This window comes from Shewanella zhuhaiensis (assembly GCF_022484835.1).
Taxonomy (GTDB): domain Bacteria; phylum Pseudomonadota; class Gammaproteobacteria; order Enterobacterales; family Shewanellaceae; genus Shewanella; species Shewanella khirikhana.
Genome location: NZ_JAKUDL010000001.1, coordinates 1,038,660 through 1,061,691, shown reverse-complemented (window position 1 = coordinate 1,061,691; position 23,032 = coordinate 1,038,660). Strand labels below are relative to the sequence as shown.

At 54.5% G+C, this 23,032-nt stretch carries 19 protein-coding genes and 1 pseudogene; 3 read left to right on the top strand and 17 right to left on the bottom strand.

Going from position 1 to position 23,032, the window contains the following annotated elements; translation table 11 throughout:
- The first annotated feature begins 83 nt into the window (after positions 1-83).
- Entirely contained in the window at positions 84-992 is a 909-nt protein-coding gene (dgcS, locus tag MJ923_RS04535) for a diguanylate cyclase DgcS (protein WP_240590071.1), read from the top strand.
- Positions 993-1,062: 70 nt separating this feature from the next.
- On the opposite strand, the gene tilS is transcribed toward dgcS, so the two are convergent.
- Together tilS and dnaE are read right to left on the bottom strand one after the other, a co-directional pair.
- Positions 1,063-2,535: a tRNA lysidine(34) synthetase TilS gene (gene tilS, locus MJ923_RS04530; RefSeq protein WP_240590070.1), complete on the bottom strand. Its 1,473-nt coding sequence runs from the start codon at positions 2,533-2,535 to the stop codon at positions 1,063-1,065.
- The gene (dnaE, locus tag MJ923_RS04525) at positions 2,535-6,008 is read right to left on the bottom strand and encodes a DNA polymerase III subunit alpha (protein ID WP_240590069.1); all 3,474 of its coding nucleotides are present in this window, start codon (positions 6,006-6,008) and stop codon (positions 2,535-2,537) included. Before dnaE ends, tilS begins: the two co-directional genes overlap by 1 nt.
- A 357-nt stretch (positions 6,009-6,365) precedes the next feature.
- On the opposite strand from dnaE, the gene MJ923_RS04520 reads away from it, so the two are divergent.
- Positions 6,366-7,145, top strand: a complete 780-nt coding sequence (locus MJ923_RS04520; protein ID WP_240590068.1) for a hypothetical protein — start codon at positions 6,366-6,368, stop codon at positions 7,143-7,145.
- 36 nt (positions 7,146-7,181) lie between these two features.
- Here MJ923_RS04520 and rnhB read toward each other — a convergent pair whose 3' ends face one another.
- The 15 genes and pseudogenes from rnhB to rpsB form a co-directional block, all read right to left on the bottom strand.
- Positions 7,182-7,820: a ribonuclease HII gene (gene rnhB, locus MJ923_RS04515; protein ID WP_240590067.1), complete on the bottom strand. Its 639-nt coding sequence runs from the start codon at positions 7,818-7,820 to the stop codon at positions 7,182-7,184.
- Between the two features lie 26 nt (positions 7,821-7,846).
- Positions 7,847-8,998: a lipid-A-disaccharide synthase gene (lpxB, locus tag MJ923_RS04510; protein ID WP_240590066.1), complete on the bottom strand. Its 1,152-nt coding sequence runs from the start codon at positions 8,996-8,998 to the stop codon at positions 7,847-7,849.
- Between the two features lie 34 nt (positions 8,999-9,032).
- Positions 9,033-9,806: an acyl-ACP--UDP-N-acetylglucosamine O-acyltransferase gene (gene lpxA, locus MJ923_RS04505; RefSeq protein WP_240590065.1), complete on the bottom strand. Its 774-nt coding sequence runs from the start codon at positions 9,804-9,806 to the stop codon at positions 9,033-9,035.
- Positions 9,803-10,264 (bottom strand): 3-hydroxyacyl-ACP dehydratase FabZ, encoded by a 462-nt coding sequence (gene fabZ / locus MJ923_RS04500; RefSeq protein ID WP_126166277.1) that lies wholly within the window; start codon positions 10,262-10,264, stop codon positions 9,803-9,805. The genes lpxA and fabZ overlap by 4 nt, the downstream gene beginning before the upstream one ends.
- A 56-nt stretch (positions 10,265-10,320) precedes the next feature.
- Positions 10,321-11,346 carry a UDP-3-O-(3-hydroxymyristoyl)glucosamine N-acyltransferase gene (gene lpxD, locus MJ923_RS04495; RefSeq protein ID WP_240590064.1) on the bottom strand — a complete coding sequence of 342 codons (1,026 nt, stop codon included), beginning with the start codon at positions 11,344-11,346 and terminating at the stop codon, positions 10,321-10,323.
- 3 nt (positions 11,347-11,349) lie between these two features.
- Positions 11,350-11,847, bottom strand: a pseudogene (locus tag MJ923_RS04490) (OmpH/Skp family outer membrane protein).
- Positions 11,848-11,909: 62 nt separating this feature from the next.
- Entirely contained in the window at positions 11,910-14,393 is a 2,484-nt protein-coding gene (gene bamA / locus MJ923_RS04485; protein WP_240590063.1) for an outer membrane protein assembly factor BamA, read from the bottom strand.
- A 31-nt stretch (positions 14,394-14,424) separates the two neighbouring features.
- Positions 14,425-15,795, bottom strand: coding sequence for a sigma E protease regulator RseP (rseP, locus tag MJ923_RS04480; protein ID WP_240590062.1), 1,371 nt, complete (start codon positions 15,793-15,795; stop codon positions 14,425-14,427).
- A 27-nt stretch (positions 15,796-15,822) separates the two neighbouring features.
- Positions 15,823-17,010 carry a 1-deoxy-D-xylulose-5-phosphate reductoisomerase gene (gene ispC, locus MJ923_RS04475; protein ID WP_126166273.1) on the bottom strand — a complete coding sequence of 396 codons (1,188 nt, stop codon included), beginning with the start codon at positions 17,008-17,010 and terminating at the stop codon, positions 15,823-15,825.
- A gap of 2 nt (positions 17,011-17,012) precedes the next feature.
- Positions 17,013-17,870: a phosphatidate cytidylyltransferase gene (locus tag MJ923_RS04470; RefSeq protein ID WP_240590061.1), complete on the bottom strand. Its 858-nt coding sequence runs from the start codon at positions 17,868-17,870 to the stop codon at positions 17,013-17,015.
- A 24-nt stretch (positions 17,871-17,894) separates the two neighbouring features.
- A complete protein-coding gene (gene uppS, locus MJ923_RS04465; protein WP_126166271.1) occupies positions 17,895-18,695 on the bottom strand; it encodes a polyprenyl diphosphate synthase in 801 nt (266 codons plus the stop codon).
- Between the two features lie 82 nt (positions 18,696-18,777).
- Positions 18,778-19,335 (bottom strand): ribosome recycling factor, encoded by a 558-nt coding sequence (frr, locus tag MJ923_RS04460; protein WP_126166270.1) that lies wholly within the window; start codon positions 19,333-19,335, stop codon positions 18,778-18,780.
- A 73-nt stretch (positions 19,336-19,408) separates the two neighbouring features.
- A complete protein-coding gene (gene pyrH, locus MJ923_RS04455; protein ID WP_126166269.1) occupies positions 19,409-20,137 on the bottom strand; it encodes a UMP kinase in 729 nt (242 codons plus the stop codon).
- Positions 20,138-20,206: 69 nt separating this feature from the next.
- Entirely contained in the window at positions 20,207-21,058 is an 852-nt protein-coding gene (tsf, locus tag MJ923_RS04450) for a translation elongation factor Ts (protein ID WP_126166268.1), read from the bottom strand.
- A gap of 129 nt (positions 21,059-21,187) precedes the next feature.
- Entirely contained in the window at positions 21,188-21,916 is a 729-nt protein-coding gene (gene rpsB / locus MJ923_RS04445; protein WP_126166267.1) for a 30S ribosomal protein S2, read from the bottom strand.
- A gap of 314 nt (positions 21,917-22,230) precedes the next feature.
- Between rpsB and map the strand changes: the two genes are divergently transcribed.
- Positions 22,231-23,031: a type I methionyl aminopeptidase gene (gene map, locus MJ923_RS04440; protein WP_240590060.1), complete on the top strand. Its 801-nt coding sequence runs from the start codon at positions 22,231-22,233 to the stop codon at positions 23,029-23,031.
- Position 23,032 lies beyond the last annotated feature (1 nt).

The following is a 23,032-nucleotide window of genomic DNA, read 5'->3' as shown; positions in this document are numbered from 1 at the left end:
GACAAATTTATTTAACACTTTTATCGGCACACATTTTGCTTATTTTTATCTGTCTTGAGTCCAAAACCGCTGGAGTAAACACTATGGACTTTGGTTACGCACCGCAGTTATACCCTGAAGAGTATCGCTACACCCCCGAAGGTAGTGCGAATACGGCTTTGCCGACTCCGGATCAGGGCGCGCTGGTCGCCATCATCCAACAGCTGCATTCAAGTTTAGATCCACGGACGGTCTTTGCCTGTTTCGGCAATACCCTTGGCCAATATCTGCCGCTTGCCGGTATTCAGGCACAGTTTGCAGACCTCTCCTTCAGTTGGGGGCGTCGCAGCGGCGTAAGCCTGCGCAGGCACCTGAATACTGAGGCGTTTCCGGGCTCAACCCTGGATTACCGCCTGATAGAGCCGCTGACACCTGCGCAAATTCGCACCCTGCAAACGCTGGAGTCCATGCTCATTCAGCCGCTGCTCAATGCCATCAGCTATCAAAAGATGTCTGAGCAGGCGATGTTTGACTCGCTCACCGGACTCGGTAACCGTCATTTTTATGGCCAGGCGATTAAAAATGCCGTTGCCAGAGCCAACCGCCACCACGATAAGCTGGCGCTGATTGTGCTGGATTTGGACAACTTCAAGCACCTGAACGACAACTTCGGCCACCAGTTTGGCGATGCCGTGTTACGGCAGTTCGGTGCCCTGATAAAAAGTGCCATCCGCAACACCGATCAGGCGTTTCGCATTGGTGGCGATGAGTTTGTGATTATTGTCCGCGGCGAACTGGATTCGGCGGCAATACTGTGCGAACGGGTGCTGGCCAAGCTCAATAAAGGCGGATTCTTCAGTCGTAACCGGATCCATACCAGCCTCGGTGCTGCGCAGATCCTGGCCGGTGAAAATCAGGACAACCTATACGAGCGCGCTGACAAGGCGCTGTATCAGGCCAAGGCGGCTGGCCGTAATTGCTACCGCTTAAGCTTGGATACCCAAAATACCTAAGCGATTGCCCTGAGCATGGTAAAACAGTCAGAGAATGGAAAACGCCTGCAACCGCAGGCGTTTTTTATTTTTAGGGACAGCGGGACAGTTGCACACTGAAGCCAGGCTCTCCTGCTCTGGCACAGGCATCCGCCTCAATCCAGACACCGAGAGCGGCCACCAGCTTGCCATCACACATCAGCATAGGAATTGTCGCTCGAAGCCAGCTCGGCACCCCTTGCTCCTGCCAGAGTTTTTTAAGTTCGCGGGAATGTGCCCTGGCTGCGGGCCTGGCTTTAAGGCTGCCAGGCAGGCCGTAAGCAAGCGATAACTGGCCTTCAAGTGCGGTTGCCGCAATGGCAAACTGAGCCCCCTCAGCAGGCAAAAGCCTGAGCATCCCCTGCGGCGTCTCGATTCCGGCCTTCAGTTCAGCCAGGGTGATTGCGCTATTTGTGCCAGGACTAGCCTTGGGTTTGGCATTGCCAGAACGCTCCGGCGATACAGTATCGGCATAGAGCCAGTCCTGAAAACGCCGCAGGCGCGTGGCGCCAAATTGCATCTCCACCGACGCATCTGCCCGCGCAGCCAACAGCTGCGACAAGGCTTCATCGAGCTGCACTTCGGATGGCGGGGCCAGACGATTCCCGAGCAAAAAGTGCCTTACCAGCTGCGCCTGCCAGGCCTTTGACATGGCCTCGAGCGGGCTAAGCTTCAGCCTTGGCTGCACACTGTAAGGACAGGTATCCAGCAGTGGCGCCAAACGCTGCCTCGCTTCATCATCGAGCAGGCTTTGGCTTTCGGCGCAGAGCCTTGCTGAGCGGCTGGCGGTGGCGGCAATGGCGCCCCAGCGGGCGGTAAGCTTTGGGATAACTTCGAGGCGCAGGTAATTACGGTCAAAGCGGGTGTCGGCGTTGCTCTCATCATTGATATGAACCAGACCCAGGCTGTCTGACGCCTGCTTGAGCTCATCACGGGAAAGATGCAGAAAGGGTCTTAGCTGAAACGCACACCGCGCCCAGCCTTTTGTATCATCTGCAACTTGTTCGTTTGTTGCAGCTTCGGCTTCATTCGCACTGTCCAGCCTCAGTGGCTGGCACACACCCATGGCGGCAAGGCCTTTGGGGCCCAAACCTCGGGTCAGCGCCAGCAGCACGGTTTCCAGTTGGTCGTCCTGATGATGGGCAGTAAGCAGCACATCGCCCGCTTGCAGATGACCGCAAAGCGCCCGGTAGCGTGCATTGCGGGCTTCAGCCTCAAGACTCAGCCGCGCCCCCTGTTTGACACTGACCTGCTCGACCACCAGCGGTAAACCGTAGATGGCCGCGCGCTCGCGGCAATGGGCCGCCCAGGCATCGGCGTTGGTACTCAAACCGTGGTGCACATGCACCAGCAGACACTCGATGGCGGCGCTGTTTGGCGCCTGCTTGAATTGCCCCAGCGCACAGGCAAGCACTTCAGAATCAAGCCCGCCGCTGTAACCAAGCACTATCCGCTTTGGCAACGCAGCGGTTGGTAACTGCGACAGCGCCGAGTCAATCAGGGCGGCAAGGGCTCCCGGCGTCATCAGAAATCAATCCTGACCTTATCCGGCCCAAGCAGGGTTTGCAGCGCCAGTACCAGCTCATCGGTGGGGTTCACCCGCCACTCATCACCAAGCTGCAGGCGACCACTGGCATCATCACGCTGAAGATTCACCACCAGCGGCACGGCACCACCTTTCCAGGGACTGAGGGCATCGAAGAAAGCATCCATCACGGTTTCCGGACACTGGCTCGAGAGGATATCCACCTGCAGCGCCTTGGCAAAATGGCTGCGGGCCTCGCTGATATCGATAATGTTGCGGGCAGTCATGCGGTTGCCGCCGGAGAAATCGTCGAAACTCACTTCCCCTTCGCAGATAAGAATGCGGTCTTTTTCCAAGAGATGGCCAAACTTCTCGAACGCTTCGGTAAAGAGCATTACCTCGAGGCGGGCGCTCTTATCATCCAAGGTCAGCAGCCCCATCTTGGAGCCACGCTTGGTGAGCATCACCCGGCTGGCCACCACCAGCCCCGCGGCCTTGACCGTCTTGCCCCTGTCGGTGGGGTGAATGTCTTTCAGGCGCCCGGAGGTGTAATTTTTCAGCTCTTTCAGGTACTGATTGATGGGGTGACCGGTAAGATACAGGCCCAGGGTCTCACGCTCGCCCTCGAGCCAGACTTTATCCGGCCAGGGCATGCACTCCACAAACTGCTGCTTGGCGTCTTCCTGATGATCGTTCAAGAGACCAAACATATCGTGCTGGCCGGTGGCCTGGGCCTTGGCGTGCTGATCCGCCGCCTGCATCGCCTCGGGCAAAGTTGCCATCATGGAGGCACGGTGCGGCCCCAGGCTATCCAGCGCACCGGAACAAATCAGTTTTTCAATCACCCGCCGGTTTAGCTTTTTCAAATCGATGCGGGCGCAGAAGTCGAACAAGTCTTTGAAGGGGCCGTCTTTGCGGGCTTCGAGAATGGCCTCCACCGGCCCCTCACCCACACCCTTGATGGCGCCGATGCCGTAAACGATGTTGAGCTCTTCATCCACGGTGAATTTAAACAGGCCCTTGTTCACATCCGGCGGGATGATCTTAAGCCCCATGCGCTCGCACTCATCGACAAGGGTTACAATCTTGTCGGTGTTGTCCATATCCGCCGACATTACCGCCGCCATAAACTCAGACGGATAGTGAGCCTTGAGCCACAGCGTCTGGTACGACACCAGTGCGTAGGCGGCCGAGTGCGACTTGTTAAAACCGTAACCGGCGAACTTTTCCACCAGGTCGAAGATTTTCATGGCGAGCTCGCCATCGACGTTATTGTCTTCGGCCCCTTTCTGGAACACAGCCCGCTGCTTGGCCATCTCTTCGGGCTTTTTCTTACCCATGGCGCGGCGCAGCATGTCGGCGCCGCCAAGGGTATAGCCCGAGAGCGTCTGGGCAATCTGCATCACCTGCTCCTGATACAGGATGATGCCGTAGGTGGGTTCCAGAATGGGTTTCAGGCACTCGTGCTGCCAGGTGGCATCGGGGTAGGAAATCTCCTCGCGGCCGTGCTTACGGTCAATAAAGTTATCTACCATGCCCGACTGCAGCGGCCCGGGACGGAACAGAGCCACCAGTGCAATCATGTCTTCAAAACAGTCAGGTTGCAGTCGCTTGATAAGGTCCTTCATACCGCGGGATTCAAGCTGGAACACCGCGGTGGTTTCATAGCGCTTGAGCATGGCGAAGGATTTTGAGTCCACCAGCGGAATTGCGGCAATGTCCACCGGGTCCTTGCCCATTTTGGCAAGGCGCGGGTTTATCATCCCAAGGGCCCAGTCGATGATGGTCAGGGTTCTAAGGCCGAGGAAGTCGAACTTCACCAGACCTGCGTATTCCACATCGTTCTTATCGAACTGGGTAACCGGGTTTTTACCCTCGGCGTCGCAATAAAGCGGCGAGAAGTCGGTAATTTTGGTGGGTGCGATTACCACGCCCCCGGCGTGCTTACCGGCGTTACGGGTCACGCCCTCAAGCTTGCGCGCCATGTCGATAAGGTCTTTCACTTCCTCATCGGCATCATAGGCTTCCTGTAGTCCAGGTTCGACCTCGAAGGCTTTTGCCAGGGTCATGCCAGGCTCGGGCGGGATCATCTTGGAGATGCGGTCCACAAAGCCGTAGGAGTGGCCCAGCACCCGGCCCACGTCACGTACCACCGCCTTGGCGGCCATGGTACCGAAGGTGATGATTTGCGACACCGCCTCGCGGCCGTAAAGCTCGGCCACGTGATCAATCACTTCATCGCGCCTGTCCATACAGAAGTCGACGTCGAAGTCGGGCATGGATACCCGTTCAGGGTTCAAAAAGCGCTCGAACAGCAGGTCAAACTCCAGTGGATCTAGGTCGGTAATTTTCAGCGCGTAGGCCACCAAAGAGCCCGCGCCCGAGCCCCGCCCCGGCCCTACGGGGATACCGTTATCCTTACCCCACTGGATAAACTCCATTACGATAAGGAAGTAACCGGGGAAGCCCATCTGGTTGATTACTTTAAGCTCGATATCGAGGCGCTCATCGTACTCTTTGCGCCGCTCGGCTCTGACCTCGGGATCGGGGAACAGGAACTCGAGACGCTCTTCCAGCCCCTCTTTGGAGCGCACTACCAAGAAGTCTTCGGTACTTAAATCGCCGGTGGGGAAGTTGGGCAGGAAGTACTCACCCAGGCGCACAGTCACGTTACAGCGCTTGGCAATTTCCACCGTGTTGGCAATAGCTTCGGGGATGTCGGAAAACAGCTCACACATCTCATCTTCGCTGCGAAGATATTGCTGGTCGCTGTATTTCTTGGGCCGGCGGTTATCGGCCAGGGTAAAGCCGTCGTGAATGGCCACCCGAATTTCGTGGGCCTCAAACTCTTCCGGGTTCAAAAAAACCACCTGGTTGGTGGCCACCACCGGCAGGTCGAATTCACCAGCGTGCTTCACTGCCATATGCAGGTAGGTTTCTTCGTCTGCACGGCCGGTACGGATAAGCTCGATAAAATAACGGTCGGGGAAATGCGTCTGATAGAACTCAGTCAGGCTGGCGGCCTGAGGGGCATTGCCCTTAAGCAGCGCCTTGCCAAGGTCGCCTTCTTTGGCGCCCGAGAGCAGCAAAATGCCTTGGTTAAACTCCAGCAACCATTCCTGATCGATAGCCACCCTGCCCTGCACCTGACCACGCAGATAGGCGTGGCTGATGAGCTGAGTCAGGTTCTGGTAGCCCTCGTTGTCCATCGCAATCACTGTGATGGCACAAAACTCCTCTTCAAACCCCGGCACCAACATCCAGAAGTCGGCACCGATAATGGGTTTGATGCCCTTTTCATGGCAAGTGCCATAGAACTTTACCAGACCACAAAGGTTGTTCTGATCGGTGAGCGCAATCGCCGCCATTCCCAGGGCTTCGGCTTTGCCGAGGATGGGTTTGACCTTGGCCAGACCATCGGTCATGGAGAAGTCGGAGTGCACTCGCAGGTGAACAAACTTGGGCTGAGACATGGGCAATGAAGGCTTTTATGGCACGAAAAATCAAAGGAGAAAGATAACATGCCCGCAGGACAGGGCGAAAGACTTTACTGAGAAACGCCGCCTGAGAAGCGGCGTTTTTGCACAGTTTACACAAGGGCTGCGCCGGCGCTCAGGTCGCCCTGAGATGAGCCACAAGCAAAGGCATTATTCGCGCCAGAAACGCCCGCGGCTGCTGTCAGAGGCCAGTTTCAATAGCGCGTATTCTGCTTTCGCAGCCATGACGACCAGGAGCTCAGATAACTTAATGCATCGCATTAACCGTTTACGCTTTATAGCAAATCATCTATGTTGGTAATAAATGACACAAACTCAACGGATTGAAACGAAATGGAAATCCGGCAATCTTATTCCCTTGTGATAGCCTGTTTGATGATAGCGGCGGTATTATTATCGATTCATCTCGAAACAAATGAACGGCTGCCAAGGGCCATGAACTCAGACACGTCGATGCAGTCAGTGCTGGCGCCGGAAACCTTAACTCAAGATAGTCCTGAAACATCACTTTCCGCACCAGCGCCCAATGAAACCACGTTAGATACTGATGCCGTATCGACGCAACCTGAACCGACGGATACAGATTTACTGACGTGGGGGATTACCAAAGCTGATTGGCAAAACGCCATTGCACAATTTCAGCAAACCGGCGAACCCCTGCTTTTTGCGGGGCAAATATATCTATATGCCGCCGAACGTTACGCCAATGGTCAGCCGAACATGCGCTATGTGGACATCAACAGCTTTACTCCAGAAGCTTATTGGGCAGTCGCCCAACTATATCAACAAGAGAAAACCGAACTTATCGAAAAGGGCTACCAATGGGGGGCGCCGGATGGTGCCAAAGAAACACAAGTGCTCGCTGCCCTGCACGAATTAGAAAACTCAACAGCCGGTTTTAATGCAAGCGAAATATATTGTCGACAGTATAAGTGTACGTTTCAGTATGATGCAGAGGGGGATGGTGCCGGTTTTAATCTCAAGGCTATTTGGTCTATCGCTACCGGCACTCTCGCCAGTGGTACACATAGCGACTGTGGGGGGCATACCCGTTCCGGAGGCAACGGCTCTGTCTTCATCAGCCTTTACTGCCAGCCCGCTGAGAAAAAGTAACAGAGAAAAAAGCTGCCAACGCTGCTTTTTCAGGATTTATTCGCCGCAGTTGGCTTCAAGCCACTCGCGCACAGGGCGAAAGCTGCGTCTGTGTTCGGGCAATACACCGTGGGTATCAAGCGCCTCGAAGTGTGCCTTGGTTGGGTAGCCCTTGTGGGCGGCAAAACCGAACTGTGGATGTTTGGCATCAAGCTCAGCCATCTCGCGGTCACGGGTTATCTTGGCAACCACGGAGGCGGCACTGATGGCTGCGATGAGACCATCGCCCTTCACTACCGCATCAGCCTGAACGCCAAAGTCCGGGGTGCGGTTACCGTCTACCAATACCCTGCCTGGCTTGATGGCAAGACCGGCCACGGCGCGCTGCATCGCCAGCATGGTCGCATGGAGGATATTGAGTTCATCGATTTCCCACGGACTGGCGCGGCCGATGGACACCGCAAGCGCCTTTGCCATGATCTCAGGGTAAAGGGCTTCGCGTTTTTTCTCGCTCAGCTTTTTGGAGTCATTCAGCCCGGCAATGGGGTTGGCAGGATCCAGAATAACCGCAGCCGTCACCACATCGCCAACCAACGGCCCACGGCCCACTTCATCGACCCCGGCCACCAGACCAAACTGGGTCTCGGCTTCCAGCGCCGCCGCAGCCTCGGCTGTCAGGTTTTTATATACCGCCATTGCCGCTCCTTAAACCGAATCGCTAATCAAACCGAACAGCCAATCAGCGCATCCACCGCTTCGGCGGCGCGTTCGCTGGCGTTTTGACGCAGGCTGTGGTGCAAGGCGGTGAATTCGCCGATAAGCGCCCTGTTATCGCTGTTCATCATCTTGATAACCACATCAGCAATCTTCTCTGGGGTGCAATCTTGCTGAATAAGCTCAGGCACCAAATCCTTGCCGGAAAGCAAGTTGGGCAGCGAATAGCGCTTAATCAGCATCATCCGGCTGGCAATGCTGTAGGTCAGCGGCGCCACCCGGTACGCAACCACCATGGGGCGCTTCACCAACATAGCTTCGAGGGTTGCAGTGCCTGAGGCCAGCAAAATGCCGTCGCTGGCTGCCATCAGTTCACGGCTATGGCCGTCAAAGAGCTGAATTTCAAGCTCTGGGGCATAAGCCTCAATGGCGGCAAGAAACTGCTCACGGCGCTTTTCATTGACCAGCGGAGTGATAAAGCGGACATCGGGCAGCGCTTCTTTGATGGCAACAGCCGCCTTGATAAAGGGCTCGCTGAGCATCTTGAGCTCTCCACCGCGGCTGCCTGGCAGTATTGCCAGATACTCGGCGTCCTTGTCGAGCCCCAGGGTTTCACGGGCTTCCGTTTTACTGAGCTCCAGCGGAATATCATCAGCCAGGGTATGACCCACGAAAGTACAGGGCACCTGATGCTTGTCGTAAAAGGCTTTTTCAAACGGCAGCAAGGACAGCACCATATTGGTGGCTTTGGCGATTTTGAAGATGCGCTTTGGTCGCCAGGCCCACACAGAGGGGCTGACATAGTGTACGGTTTTAATGCCCTTTTGCTTCAGCTTCAGCTCAAGCCCTATGTTGAAATCCGGGGCATCGATACCGATAAAACAGTCTGGCTTGAGGGCTGTTATCTCTTTCACCAGCGTCGAGCGTACCTTTAACAGCCTCGGCAGGCGTGACAGCACTTCGACTATGCCCATCACCGCCAGCTCTTCCATGGCAAACAGGGACTCGAAGCCGAGGGCTTCCATACGCGGGCCGCCGATCCCGATAAAGCGGGCGTCGGGGTGACGGGTCTTAAGGGCCTTGATTAAACCGGCACCTAAAATATCGCCGGAGAGTTCTCCGGCGACAATGGCAAATATACGTTGCTTGGACTGGCTCATGGCGTTCCTGTCAACGGGATAAAATTAGCTACTCTTAGCCGCGGATAATACCCCGGCCAGAGTTCGCCACAAAGTCCATCATCATCTTCACCTCGGGGATGGCAGCGGATTCCTCTGCCAGCGCCGCGGTGGCCTCTTCCACAGTGAGGTTATTACGATAAAGGGTCTTGTAGGCGCGGCGCACAGCGAGCTGGGCTTCTTTGGAGAAACCGCGACGTTTCATGCCTTCGCTGTTCAAACCACGGGGAATAGCAGGCTGGCCGGCGGCCATGACGAACGGTGGCACGTCCTGCAGAATAAGCGAAGCACCGGCAGTAAAGGCATGGGCACCGATATGCACAAACTGATGCACGCCGGTCATACCCCCCAGAATCGCCCAGTCGCCCACGTGTACGTGGCCGGCGATGGAGGCGTTGTTGGCCATAATCACATTGTTGCCAACCACACAGTCATGGGCGATGTGCACATAGGCCATAAACAGGTTGTTTGAGCCGATGCGGGTTTCGCTGTTGTCCTGAATGGTGCCACGGTGAATGGTCACGTTTTCGCGGATGATGTTGTTGTCGCCAATAATCAGCCTGGTTGGCTCACCGGCGTACTTCTTGTCCTGACAGTCTTCGCCCACTGAGGCAAATTGGAAAATTCGGTTGCCCTTACCTATCACGGTGGGGCCCTTCACGACCACGTGGGAGTGAATGATGTTGTCATCACCGATTTCTACGCCTGCACCAATGTAGGTCCAGGGGCCGATGCTGACATTGTTCCCGATTTTGGCATCGGGATGGACGAAGGCTAATTCACTGATCACTTGCTAATCTCTCTGCGGGCACACATGATTTCTGCGCTGCAAACCAACTCACCATCCACTTTGGCCTCACCGTAGAACACGCCAATCCCGCGGCGCTCTTTGATCATTTTTACTTCAAAATGCAACTGGTCACCTGGCTCTACCACGCGTTTGAAGCGGGCATTATCTATGCCTGCAAAGTAGTAAAGCACATCCGGAGATGGCTCGCTGCTCATGGTTTTGAATGCCAGCAGACCCGTGGCCTGCGCCATGGCTTCCAGAATAAGCACGCCGGGCATGACCGGAGCGACCGGGAAGTGACCCACAAAGAATGGCTCATTAATGGTCACATTTTTAATGGCGTGCAGGGTTTCACCGGGGGTGTAATCCAGCACACGGTCAATGAGCAGAAACGGATATCTGTGGGGAAGATACTTAAGGATCTCCTTGATATCCATGGTGTTCAATTGATTCGACACAGGTTGGTTCCTCAGGATGCGCCTAAGCGCATTTGCTACTGCATTTGCTACTGCGTTTACTCTTCTTCTTTGAGTTTGCCTTCCAGCACCTTCACGCGCTGGAACAGCTCATCCAATTGCCGGAAGCGCACGGTGTTGCGGCGCCACAGCTTGTTTTCCATGGCGACTGTGGCGGACGAATACACGCCTGGCTCACGGATCACGCTGGTCACATTGGTGCCACCACTGACATGGGTGCCATCGGCAATGGTCAGGTGGCCAGCGACGGCACTGTTACCGCCTATGATACAGTATTTGCCGATAGTCACACTGCCGGCAATGGTGGTGCTGCCCGCAATGGCGGTATGGGCACCAATAATATCGTTGTGGGCGATCTGCACCTGATTGTCCAGGATCACACCATCATGAATTTCGGTATGGGACAGGGCACCGCGGTCTATGGTGGTGCTGGCGCCAATCTCCACATTGTTGCCAATGCGTACGCCGCCTGTCTGAGGGATTTTAACCCAGGTGCCACGCTCGTTGGCGTAGCCAAATCCATCTGAGCCAATTACGGCGCCGGAATGTACTATGCAGTCCATTCCCAGATGTACATCGTGATACAGGGTAACATTGGCCCACAAACGGGTTCCCGAGCCAATGATGGAGTCCTGCCCCACCACACAGCCGGCACCAATCTGCACCTTGTCACCCAAAATGACATTGGCACCAATCACGGCATTGGCGCCAATGGCAACCCCTTCACCCAATTGGGCGGAAGGGTCAATTTGCGCCGAAGGATGAATGCCTTCGGCGGCTTTGGGCGTTGTATCGAGAAGTTGTGCAACCCTGGCAAAACCCACGTAGGGGTCTTTAAGGATCAGGGCATTGCCATCAAAGCTGTCGGCATCTTTGGCTGACAGCAATACAGCGCTCGCTTTGGTTCCTTCCAGCTGAGCGCGGTATTTGGAGTTGGCCAGAAAACTGATTTGGCCTTCGCGGGCATCTTCAAGGGTGGCCACTGCGTTGATTTCCAGCGCGGCGTCGCCTTTGATTTCTGCTCCAAGAAGTTCTGCCAATTGGCCAAGGGTCACAATCTTCATCTATTACTTGGCCTTGCTCAGCGCTTCTACAACCTTGCTGCTGATATCAGTCTGAGGCTTGGCAAATACCACGGCGCCGCTTTGCAGTACCATGTCGATTTTCTCTTTTTCAGCGATATCTTTGATAACCTGCTGAACTTTAACCAAAATCTTGTTTTGCTCTTCGGCCTAACGACGACGTACGTCTTCTTGCAGGGCCTTACCTTTCAGTTGCAGATCGGCCTGCAGGGATTCCATCTTGCGCACAGCTTCAGTCTTTTGAGCTTCGCTCATCAGGGCTGCATCACGTTGGTTCTTTTCCATCAGACTGCGCAGCTCGCCCTGCAGCTTTTTCACTTCGGCTTCACGATCGCCGAACTCTTTCTCCAGCGCCTTGCCAATGGCTTCGCGCTGAGGCAGTTGTTCAAACACGGCACCCATGTCCACTACCGCCAGTTTTTCAGCGTTGGCGGCCAGCGGGGCGCCAATCAACATCAGTGTCATCAGGGCACGGTTAAGCATCTTGTTCAAAATAAACTCCTTGTTGTGGTGTTTTTTCACAATCGTCGCCGAGTGTATGTGTTTTAGAATGTTTTGCCAATATTGAAGGAGAAGATCTCAGTTTCGTCGTCTTCGTATTCCTTAATTGGCCAGGCGAGGCTGAATACCATGGGGCCCATGGGTGACAACCACTGTACGCTCATACCCCAGGAGGCACGGATACGGCTTGGATCGCTATAGTCTTCCAGCTTGGCAAATTCCTCTGCTGGCAGGGTGCGATACTTGTCGTAATCGAACTCGGTATCCCAAACGTTACCGGCATCGACGAAGAAGCTGGTACGAACTGAGTTGCTGTAGGCTTCATCCAGGAACGGCGTTGGCACAATCAGCTCGAGGCTGGCAGTGGCCACGGCGTTACCACCGATGGAGCGGCCCTGGCTCACCTGAATTTGGTTAGGATCGCCCGGCAAACCACAGCCGTCGCCGCTTGGGTCAGGCGAGCAAGGCTCGCTGCCACGTACCACGTAGAAAGAACGTGGGCCGACGGAGTTGGACTTGAAGCCACGCAGGCTGCTGGAGCCGCCCGAGTAGTAGTTTTCCCAGAACGGCAGGATCTGGTCGTTGCCGTTGAAATCACCGTAGCCGTTACCGTAACCCAGACGGGCGCGGGTCAGCACCACAAAATTGTGGCTGCGGGTAATTGGGAAGTAGAAGCTGGTATCAAAGTCGGTCTTGAAGTACTGCAAATCCGAACCCGGCGTCGACATCTTACCCGACAGACGCTGGCTGGAGCCGTCGGTTGGGAAGGTGCCGCGGTTCAAGGTACTTCTGTACCAACCGGCATTCAGCTCGAAGTTGTTAAAGCTCAAGTCAGCGTTCGGGTCGTCAGCATCACGGTAGATGTTGTAGAAACGCAGCGCCTGTTCGTAAGCCGAAATTTCCGAAATAGTGTTGTGACGGAACCCGATACCACCATTGATACGGTTGTATTCGTTGATGGGGAAGCCGCTGCTCAGTGCCACACCGTAGGAACTGTTCTTATAGCGCTCGAGGTTCGCCTCGTTGGCGTCGAACTCGTTCCAGTAGATGTTACCACCCAGGCTTACACCGTCTTTGGTAAAGTAAGGGTCGGAATACGACAGACTCACGTTCTTGGAGTACTTGTTGGTATTGACGTTAATACCCGCCTGATTACCAGTCCCCAGGAAGTTACTCTGCTGCACACCAAACTGCAGGCTGATGCCCGACTCGGTACCGTAGCCGATACCGGCGTTGAAGGAGCCAGATGGCTGCTCTTTCACCTTGAAGGCCACATCCACCAAATCGTCGGTGCCGGGCACCTGCACGGTTTCGGTGTCAACGGTTTCAAAGAAGCCCAGACGGTTGAGACGGTTTTTCGACAGCTCCACGTTGGCGGAGTTAAGCCAGGCACCTTCCATCTGACGCAGCTCGCGGCGCAACACTTCATCCTTGGTCACTGTGTTACCGGTGAAGTTAATGGAACGTACATACACACGCTTACCGGGCTTAACGTTCACATTGAGGGTAACCTCTTTGTTCTCGTCATCGATTTCCGGATAGGTTTTCACCTCAGGATAGGCGTAACCGAAGCGGCCCAGGTACTTGGAGTACATTTCTTCGGTAAAGGTAACGTCGGCACCGTTGTACTGATCGCCGGCCTTGATAGGCAGAATTGCGCGCATCAGCTCTTCGCGACCCATCAGGTCGCCGGTGAGGTTAACGTCCTTCACCTTGTACTGCTCGCCCTCATCCACGTTGATGGTGATGTACAGGCCCTTGCGGTCCGGAGTCATCGCCACCTGGGTAGAGGTCACTTCAAAGCGGATAAAACCGTTGTTGTGATAGTGGGTCTTGATGGTTTCAAGGTCAGCCTGCAGCTTTTGCTTCTGGTAGCGACGCTCACCGAACAGATCCCACCAGGCCACGTAATCTTTCAGCTCCAACATGCCAATCAGTTCGGCATCGGAATACTGGCTGTTACCCACGATATTGATCTGACGGATTTCAGCCGCCAGACCTTCGGTAAATTTGAACTTCAGCTCAACCCGGTTACGGGGCAGGTTAATTACCTGGGCTTCAACCTTGGCGCCGTATTTACCCACGCCGTAGTAAAAGTCCTGCAGGCCTTTTTCGATACCGGACAACATGGTGCGATCGAGGGCTTCGCCCACCTTCACGCCACTGCCATCAAGGCTTTCCTGCAGCTGTTCGTCTTTAATGTCCTTGTTGCCTTCGAAGGTCACCTCACTGATGGTGGGACGCTCTTTTACCGAGACAACCAACACCCCGTTGTCATTACTGACCGAGACGGTGTCGAAGTTGGTGGTGGCATACAGGCTCTTGATAGCCTGTTGCAGCTTGAGTTGGTCAACCCGGTCACCCACCTTGATGGGAAGGCTGAGCAAGGCGGCACCCAGTGCTACACGCTGCAAACCTTCTACTTGAATGTCGGTGACTGTAAATGGCGTAAAGGTGTCTGCCAGGCCGGTCCCTGAATACGATGCGCCGAGGAGCATCATAGAGGCAAAAAGTTTATTCAATCTCATAGAGCACTTCTGATTATTTGTCTGTCCTTGCTCAGAGTCGGGCAAAATCATTGAAAAGGGCGATACTCATCAACATTAGCAGCAGCGCTGCCCCAAATCTGAATCCTATTTCCTGCACCTTTTCAGGTACAGGCTTCCCGGTGATCACTTCCACAAAGTAATACAGCAAATGGCCCCCATCGAGTACGGGTAAAGGCAGCAGGTTAATGATGCCCAGGTTCACACTGATAAGAGCCAAAAATCCCAAAAAGTACACCAAGCCGAAGTTGGCGCTGTTGCCGGCGCCCTGAGCGATGGAAATGGGTCCGCTCAGATTCTTCACCGACACATCGCCGGTAAAGAGTTTTCCGATCATCTTGACGCTGACCACCACCAGCTGCCAGGTCTTGTCGGCCGCAACCGCCAAGGAGTCTATCACGCCATACTGCAGCTGAATACGCATTGACTCAGGCAGCTCGCTGGCCTGGGGCACTATGCCTATCAAACCAACAGTTTTGCCGTCGGCGCCTTTGCCGGGCCTTGGGGTGGCGGTCAGAACCTTCTGCTCGCCATTGCGTTTAATGGTGAGCTGAATCGATTTGTCGGCCGAGCTTTGGATAGTGGTAACAAACCACTCCCAGCCGGCGTAACTCACCCCGTCGATACCGACGATTTCATCACCCGCCTGCACACCAGCAGCTTCAGCGGCGCTGTCTTTGGAGACCTGAGCCACCACAGGCAAAATTTGCGGTCGCAGCATGCCCAGTCCCAATGTGCCGATGGCGGACTCTTTTTCAGGGTCGAAGCGCCAGTTTCGGGTATCCAGGGTAAAGGTGCGCTCGTCAGCGGTTTGGCCTTCAAGGCGATTTAAGGGGGCCAGTGTCAGGCTCAGGCTGTCGTCACCAATGTGACCGACCAGAGCCAGATTAACTTCTTCCCAATTGCGTACCTTCTGTCCTGAGACAGCAAGGATTTGCATCGGTTCCTTAACATTGATAACAGCGGCGGGAGAATCTGCCTGAGTGCTGTTGATAACCGGCTTCACCGAAGGCACACCAATCAGGTACATGATGTAGAGCGCGAATACCGCAAAAATGAAGTTGGCGATAGGGCCTGCGGCCACAATGGCAATGCGCTGCCACACGGATTTGCGGTTAAAGGCTTGATTTGCCAGCGCAGCGGGGACGTCGTCAACCCGCTCGTCGAGCATCTTCACATAGCCACCGAGGGGGATCATGGCGATGACATACTCGGTGCCATCTGCCCCCTGGCGTCGCCAAAGCGGCTTGCCAAAACCGATAGAGAATCGCTCCACTTTCACGCCACAGCGACGGGCAATATAGAAATGTCCATATTCGTGGGCGGTGATCAGTAATCCCAGCGCCACAATGAAGGATGCGGCATTCCAGAGGATGTCGAACATAGTTCTCCTTCGATTAAGTCCTTAAAATCAGTGGCGTGCCACCAGTTGCATTGCCAGTCGCCTGGCTTCACTGTCGAGAGCCAGAATGGCATCCAGTGAATCCAGATGGGTTTTGGCTATCTTACCCAGACATTCGCCATTAATCACAGCGATATCGGTAAAACCTATCTGACCGTTCAAAAAGGCCGCCACAGCCACCTCGTTGGCGGCATTGAGCACTGTGGTGGCTTCCTGCCCTTGCTGGCAGGCATCCATCGCCAGTTTCAGGCAAGGGAAACGGGCAAAATCTGGCTCGCAAAAACTTAAGTGTCCGACTTTGAAAAAGTCCAAAGGTTCCACCCCGGCAGAAATTCGCTCTGGATAGGCCATTGCATGAGCAATGGGCGTGCGCATGTCAGGGTTACCCATCTGCGCCAGCACGCTGCCATCGCGGTACTGCACCATGGAGTGAATAACGCTTTGCGGGTGGATGACCACTTTAAGCTCATCTTTGGCGGTATTGAACAGCCAGCGGGCTTCAATAAATTCCAGCCCCTTGTTCATCATGGTGGCGGAGTCCACCGAGATTTTCGGGCCCATGGACCAATTGGGGTGTTTGCAGGCCTGAGCCGGTGTCATCGCGGCCAGGGAGTCCAGCGGCGATGTTAAAAACGGGCCACCTGAGCCTGTCAGCAAAATATGGGAAATCCCGGCGGCCGATAAATCACAGCGGCCTATTTCGCGCTGCGCCTGTTCAGGCAGGCATTGGAAGATGGCGTTGTGCTCGCTGTCCACGGGCAGCAAGGTGGCGCCGCTCTTGCGGGTTTCTTCGATAAAAAGCTCACCGGACATCACCAGGGCTTCTTTGTTGGCCAAGAGTACCCGCTTACCGGCACGTACCGCCGCCAGGGTTGGCACCAAACCGGCGGCACCCACAATAGCGGCCATCACAGTGTCGACCTCGGCGGCCGACACCAGCCCAAGCAGCGCCGCTTCACCGGTGCTGACTTCAATGTTGAGCTCGGCCGGTAAACCCGCTTTCAGCTCGGCTGCTGCCTGCGGGTCAACCATGTGGGCATAGCGAGGGCGATGCTCAAGGCAAAGCTCGTGCATACGAGCCACGCTGCTGGCGGCCACCAAGGCAAAAGCCCGGTACGCACCGGGGTTTCGCTTAATCACATCGAGGGTACTTTTTCCAATGGAGCCCGTGGCCCCCAGGATCACCAGATTTTGCATGCTTACATCCAAAAGGCGATGTAGATAAGGGTGAACACAGGCAGCGCCGCAGTCAGACTGTCGATACGGTCAAGCACGCCACCGTGACCCGGCAAAATGGTGCCGGAATCTTTGATATTGGCAACCCGCTTGAACATGCTCTCGGACAAATCGCCGAGGGCCGACGCCAACGCAGTAAACAGGGTGACAGCAATCACCAGTCCCATTTCCTGTTGCGGTGACAGGGTCATCACAATGGCCACCACTATCATGGTGGTGATAAGCCCGCCCACCAGACCTTCGATGGTTTTGGCAGGGCTGACGTTGGGTGCAAGCTTGGTGCGTCCCAGCGCCTTACCGGCAAAGTAGGCTCCGCTATCGGCCGCCCACACCACCAACATCACCAAAAACACCAGGGCGCCGCCAAAATAGGGCTCGCTGGCGGTGCTCAGTGACTTAAGCGCCACCAGAGACACAAAGCAAGGCAACAAGGTGAGCTGACCAAACATGGATTTCAGCATATGGCTGCGTTGCCACAGACGGGCGCTCTTGGGATAGGTCACCACCAGCCCCATGGCCACCAGCCACCAAAGGCCACCAAGCAGGGTCACAGCCAAAAATATCGGGTGCAGATGTCCTGTGTTCCACACTTCCGCGCTGGGCACCAGAATATTCAGTGCCACCAACAGGATGGCGAGCGTAATGGTAAAGCTCCACTGGGTCATCTGACAGTCGGCGTCGATAATCCGCCCCCACTCTTTGGCGGCAATCAAAAACACCCCAACCAAGGCCCAGGCAAAGTAGTCAGACGGCAAATAAAAGATGGCACCGAAAACCAGCGGGATAAGCCAGATTGCTGTTATTATTCGTTGTTTTAGCAAAAAACGTCCCTCGTAAAAGAAAACTCAGGCGCGCATTTCTTCGATTTGACTTCCAGTCAATCCGAAACGGCGCTGACGACTCGCAAACAGGGCGATGGCGTCTTTAAAACACTGCTCGTCGAAATCAGGCCACAGGGTGTCAGTAAACACCAACTCAGCGTAAGCCGCCTGCCAGAGCACAAAGTTGCTGATGCGGAAGTCGCCACCAGTGCGGATCATTAAATCAACTTCCCCTTGATTTTGCATGCACAAATGCTGACTTAATGCCTCTTCGGTAAACTGACTGCTGTCGATTTCACCAGATGCGAGCTTTTGTGCCAATTGATTCGCTGCCTGAAGTATATCCCAGCGGCCGCCGTAGTTGGCTGCCACGTTCAACACCAGCTCGGTATTGTTGGCCGTTTTGGCCTCGGCATCGCGAATTTGCTTTTGCAGACGCTCGGAGAAACGGCTGGTATCGCCAATAATGTTCAGGCGTACCCCATTTTGGTCGAGCAACTTGAGTTCACGGCGCAGCACTGTGAAAAAAAGCTCCATCAGCAGGCTGACTTCGGTATCTGGCCTGCGCCAGTTCTCACTTGAAAATGCAAATAGAGTCAAAGACTTGATGCCGAGCTGGCGCGCAGTACTTACAGCGCGGCGCACCGCCTTCACCCCTGCCTTATGCCCCATCACCCTGGGTTTGCCCTGAGCCTGCGCCCAACGGCCGTTACCGTCCATGATGATTGCGACATGTCGTGGCAGGGACTGATTGACCAGTTCAGAGACCTCTTGAGGCATAGACTCTGTGGTCGGTTCAGCGGTAATTTCCCTGTTGGAAGACATCGATATACAACCCTATAAATAAACAAACGCCGTGTAGTATACCTCTACACGGCGTCTTAACTCTAGCGTGGAGTCCGGAGGCTTAGACCTCCATCAACTCCGCTTCTTTGGCAGCCAGGATTTCGTCGATCTTTTTGATGTGCTGATCGGTGATTTTCTGTACTTCGTCTTCGCTGCGACGTACATCATCCTCGGTGCACTCTTTGTCTTTTTCCAGCTGCTTGAAGTGAGAGTTGGCATCGCGACGTACGTTACGTACGGCTACGCGGCCCTGCTCAGCCTCGGCGCGAACTACCTTAACCAGATCGCGACGACGCTCTTCGGTCAGCGGTGGCAGCGGGATGCGGATGGTGGCACCGGCAGACATAGGGTTCAGACCCAGATCTGAGCTCATGATGGCCTTTTCAACCGCCTGGATGGCACTACGGTCAAACACGTTTACCGCAAGGGTACGTGCATCTTCAATGCTGACGTTGGCCACTTGCTTGAGTGGGGTCATAGTACCGTAGTAGTTAACATGGATGGTATCCAGCAGGCTTGGGTGAGCACGGCCGGTACGTACTTTGGCCATTTGCGCCTTGGTGGATTCAACACACTTGCCCATGCGCTCCTGAGCGTCTTTTTTGATATCTTCAATCACGATAAATGTCCTTTTCGGTCATTAAGGAAGCTGAGGCATGCCGCAGCTCCCCGATTGTACTCAAACTTGTCACTTATTTTTTGATGATGGTGCCTTCACCTTCTTCACCCATGATAACACGGCGCAGGGCACCGGGCTTGTTCATGTTGAAGACCAGAATAGGCATGTCGTGGTCACGGGCCATGGTAAAGGCCGACAGATCCATCACTTTCAATTCTTTGTCCAGAACCTCGGCGTAGGTCAGTTCATCGTACTTCTTCGCCTCAGGATCTTTCATTGGGTCGGCAGAATAGACGCCGTCAACCTTGGTGCCTTTTAACACGACATCGGCTTCAATTTCAATGCCTCGCAGGCAGGCAGCCGAGTCGGTGGTGCAGAAAGGATTACCGGTACCGGCGGCAAAAATCACCACGCGTCCGGACTTGAGCAGGCTGATAGCTTCGGCCCAGTTGTAACGGTCACACACACCGTTCAGGGGAATTGCAGACATCAGACGGGCATTCACATAGGCACGGTGCAAAGCATCACGCATCGCCAGGCCGTTCATCACAGTCGCCAGCATACCCATGTGGTCACCCACCACGCGGTTCATACCCGCCTTGGCAAGACCTTCACCGCGGAACAGGTTACCACCGCCAATCACTACGCCAACCTGGATACCCAGTTCTACCAGTTCCTTGATTTCCTGAGCCATACGATCCAGTACGCTGGGATCGATACCGAAGCCCTCTGAGCCCATCAGGGCCTCACCACTTAACTTGAGAAGAATGCGACGAAATGCAGGTTTTGGATTGGTGCTCATGATTTTTGTCCTGGTTATAACAAGACCGCAGCGGCTGCTGCGGTCTTGGGGTACTTACCTAAGTGGCGATTAAGCCTTCTGAGAAGCAGCGATTTGCTTGGCCACTTCGGCCGCGAAATCTTCTTCTTTCTTCTCGATACCTTCACCCACTTCCAGGCGGATGAAGCTAGAAACAGAAGCGCCTTTCTCTTTCAGGAATTCGCCAACAGTCTTCTTAGGCTCCATGATGAATGGCTGACCGGTCAGAGATACTTCACCGGTAAACTTCTTCATACGGCCTTCAACCATCTTCTCAGCGATGTCTTTTGGCTTGCCTTCGTTCATGGCGATTTCCACCTGAACTTCACGCTCTTTGGCAACCACTTCAGCAGGAACGTCTGAAGGGTTTACGTATTCAGGCTTGGAAGCCGCAACGTGCATGGCCAGGTGCTTCAGAGTTTCTTCGTCAGCTTCACCGGTCACAACTACACCGATACGGTCGCCGTGACGGTAAGAAGCAGCGTTGGCACCGTCGATGTACTCAACGCGACGAACGTTGATGTTTTCACCGATTTTGGCAACCAGAGCAACACGAGCTTCTTCGAACTGAGCTTTCAGATCTTCAACGGTTACTTTACCGGCGGCAGCTACGTCCAGAACTTCGTTAGCGAAAGCCAGGAAGTTAGAGTCCTTGGCAACGAAGTCAGTCTGACAGTTCACTTCCAGCAGCGCGGTGAAACCAGCACCCTGCTTGATCAGGATGGTACCTTCAGCAGCGATGTTACCGGCTTTCTTAGCAGCTTTGGCAGCACCACTCTTACGCATGTTATCGATAGCCAGCTCGATATCACCGTTGGTCTCTTCCAGAGCTTTTTTACAATCCATCATGCCGGCGCCAGTGCGCTCGCGCAGTTCTTTAACCAGGGCAGCAGAAATTGCCATTGTTAAATTCCTCTATAGATAGTCGGCAATCACTTGCCGAGTCAGCAGGTATGAAACAGGGGCCCATGGGCCCCTGTTAACCAATCATAGATCTTGGTTAATAAGGGAGATGAAACTCATCACGCCTTATTATTCGGCTTCTACGAAACCGTCTTGCTCAGCTTGTACAGCCAGATCCTGACCACGGCCAGACTTGGCAGCAGTAGCAGCAGCTTCGGTGTACAGGCGGATAGCACGCATAGCGTCGTCGTTACCAGGAACGATGTAGTTCACGCCATCAGGAGAAGCGTTGGTATCAACAACGGCAACCACTGGGATGCCCAGGTTGTTGGCTTCTTTGATAGCAATGTGCTCGTGGTCGGCACCGATCACGAACAGAGCATCAGGCAGACCGCCCATGTTCTTGATACCGCCCAGAGACTTCTCAAGCTTTTCCAGCTCGCGAGTGCGCATCAGAGCTTCTTTCTTGGTCAGCTTGTCGAAAGTACCGTCAACAGACTGGGTTTCCAGCTCTTTCAGACGCTTGATTGACTGACGAACGGTTTTCCAGTTGGTCAGCATACCGCCGAGCCAGCGGTGGTCAACGTAGTACTGGTCACAAGAAACAGCGGCTTCTTTGATAGCTTCGCTGGCAGCGCGCTTGGTACCAACAAACAGGATTTTACCTTTCTTGGAAGCTACGTTGCTGATGAAAGCCAGAGCTTCGTTGAACATTGGTACAGTGTGCTCAAGGTTGATGATGTGTACACCGTTGCGGGCACCGAAGATGAATGGCTTCATCTTAGGGTTCCAGTAACGGGTCTGGTGACCGAAGTGAACACCGGCCTGGAGCATGTCGCGCATTGAAACTGTAGTCATTTTGAATACCTTAAAAGTAAAAAAGGGGTTCTACCTCCACGTATCCCATGACCTCGACCCCTGACCTGTTGACCAGAAGCACCCCGAGGCATGTGTCGACACGTGTGCGATTTAGTATTTACAGATTAGCCATGTATAATGGCCGCCATATTTCACTCATCACTGCCCAGGATTTCCCGCCGCAGTGATTTTGAGAGTCAAACATAACGGCGCGCTTTATACCATAATTCCGGCCAAAGCACAAATTTTTGCAGGCCCAATTTGGCAACCAAGCGCCCCGAATTCCCTGTGATACTAGGTGAGATAACAACTGCATGAGTATAGTCATCAAGACGCCCGCTGAAGTAGAAAAAATGCGCGCCGCCGGCAAACTGGCCGCTGAGGTGCTGGAAATGATCGCCCCCTTCGTCAAGGCAGGCGTCAGCACCAATGAACTGAACGAGATTTGTGCCAAATACACCGAAGAGCAAGGGGCCATTTCCGCGCCACTGAACTACCACGGTTTCCCCAAGTCCATCTGTACATCGGTAAACGAGGTGATCTGCCACGGCATTCCGTCTGACTATGTCCTCAAAGACGGTGACATCCTCAATATCGACATCACAGTAATCAAAGATGGCTACCACGGTGATACCTCCAAGATGTTCTTCATCGGTGAAGTGTCTCCCAAAGACAAGCGCCTGTGCCGCATCGCCCAGGAAAGCCTGTACGCTGCTATCCGCAAAGTACGCCCGGGCCTCAAGCTCGGTGAAATCGGCACCACCATCGAAAAAGTCATCAAGGGTGCCAAGAGCGGCCTTGAAAAGTACAGCATCGTCCGTGACTACTGTGGCCACGGCATTGGCGCCACTTTCCACGAAGAGCCGCAGGTTGTTCACTACAAAAACAGCGACAACACTGTGCTGCGCCCCGGCATGTGCTTCACTATCGAACCCATGATCAACGCCGGTCGTCACCAAACCGTACTGGATAAAGATGACGGTTGGACTGTGACTACCATCGACGGCAAAAACTCTGCCCAGTGGGAACATACCCTGCTGGTGACCGAGACCGGGGTAGAAGTTCTGACCCTGCGCAGCGAAGAAGATTTTCCCCGCGTAATCAATCATAAATAAG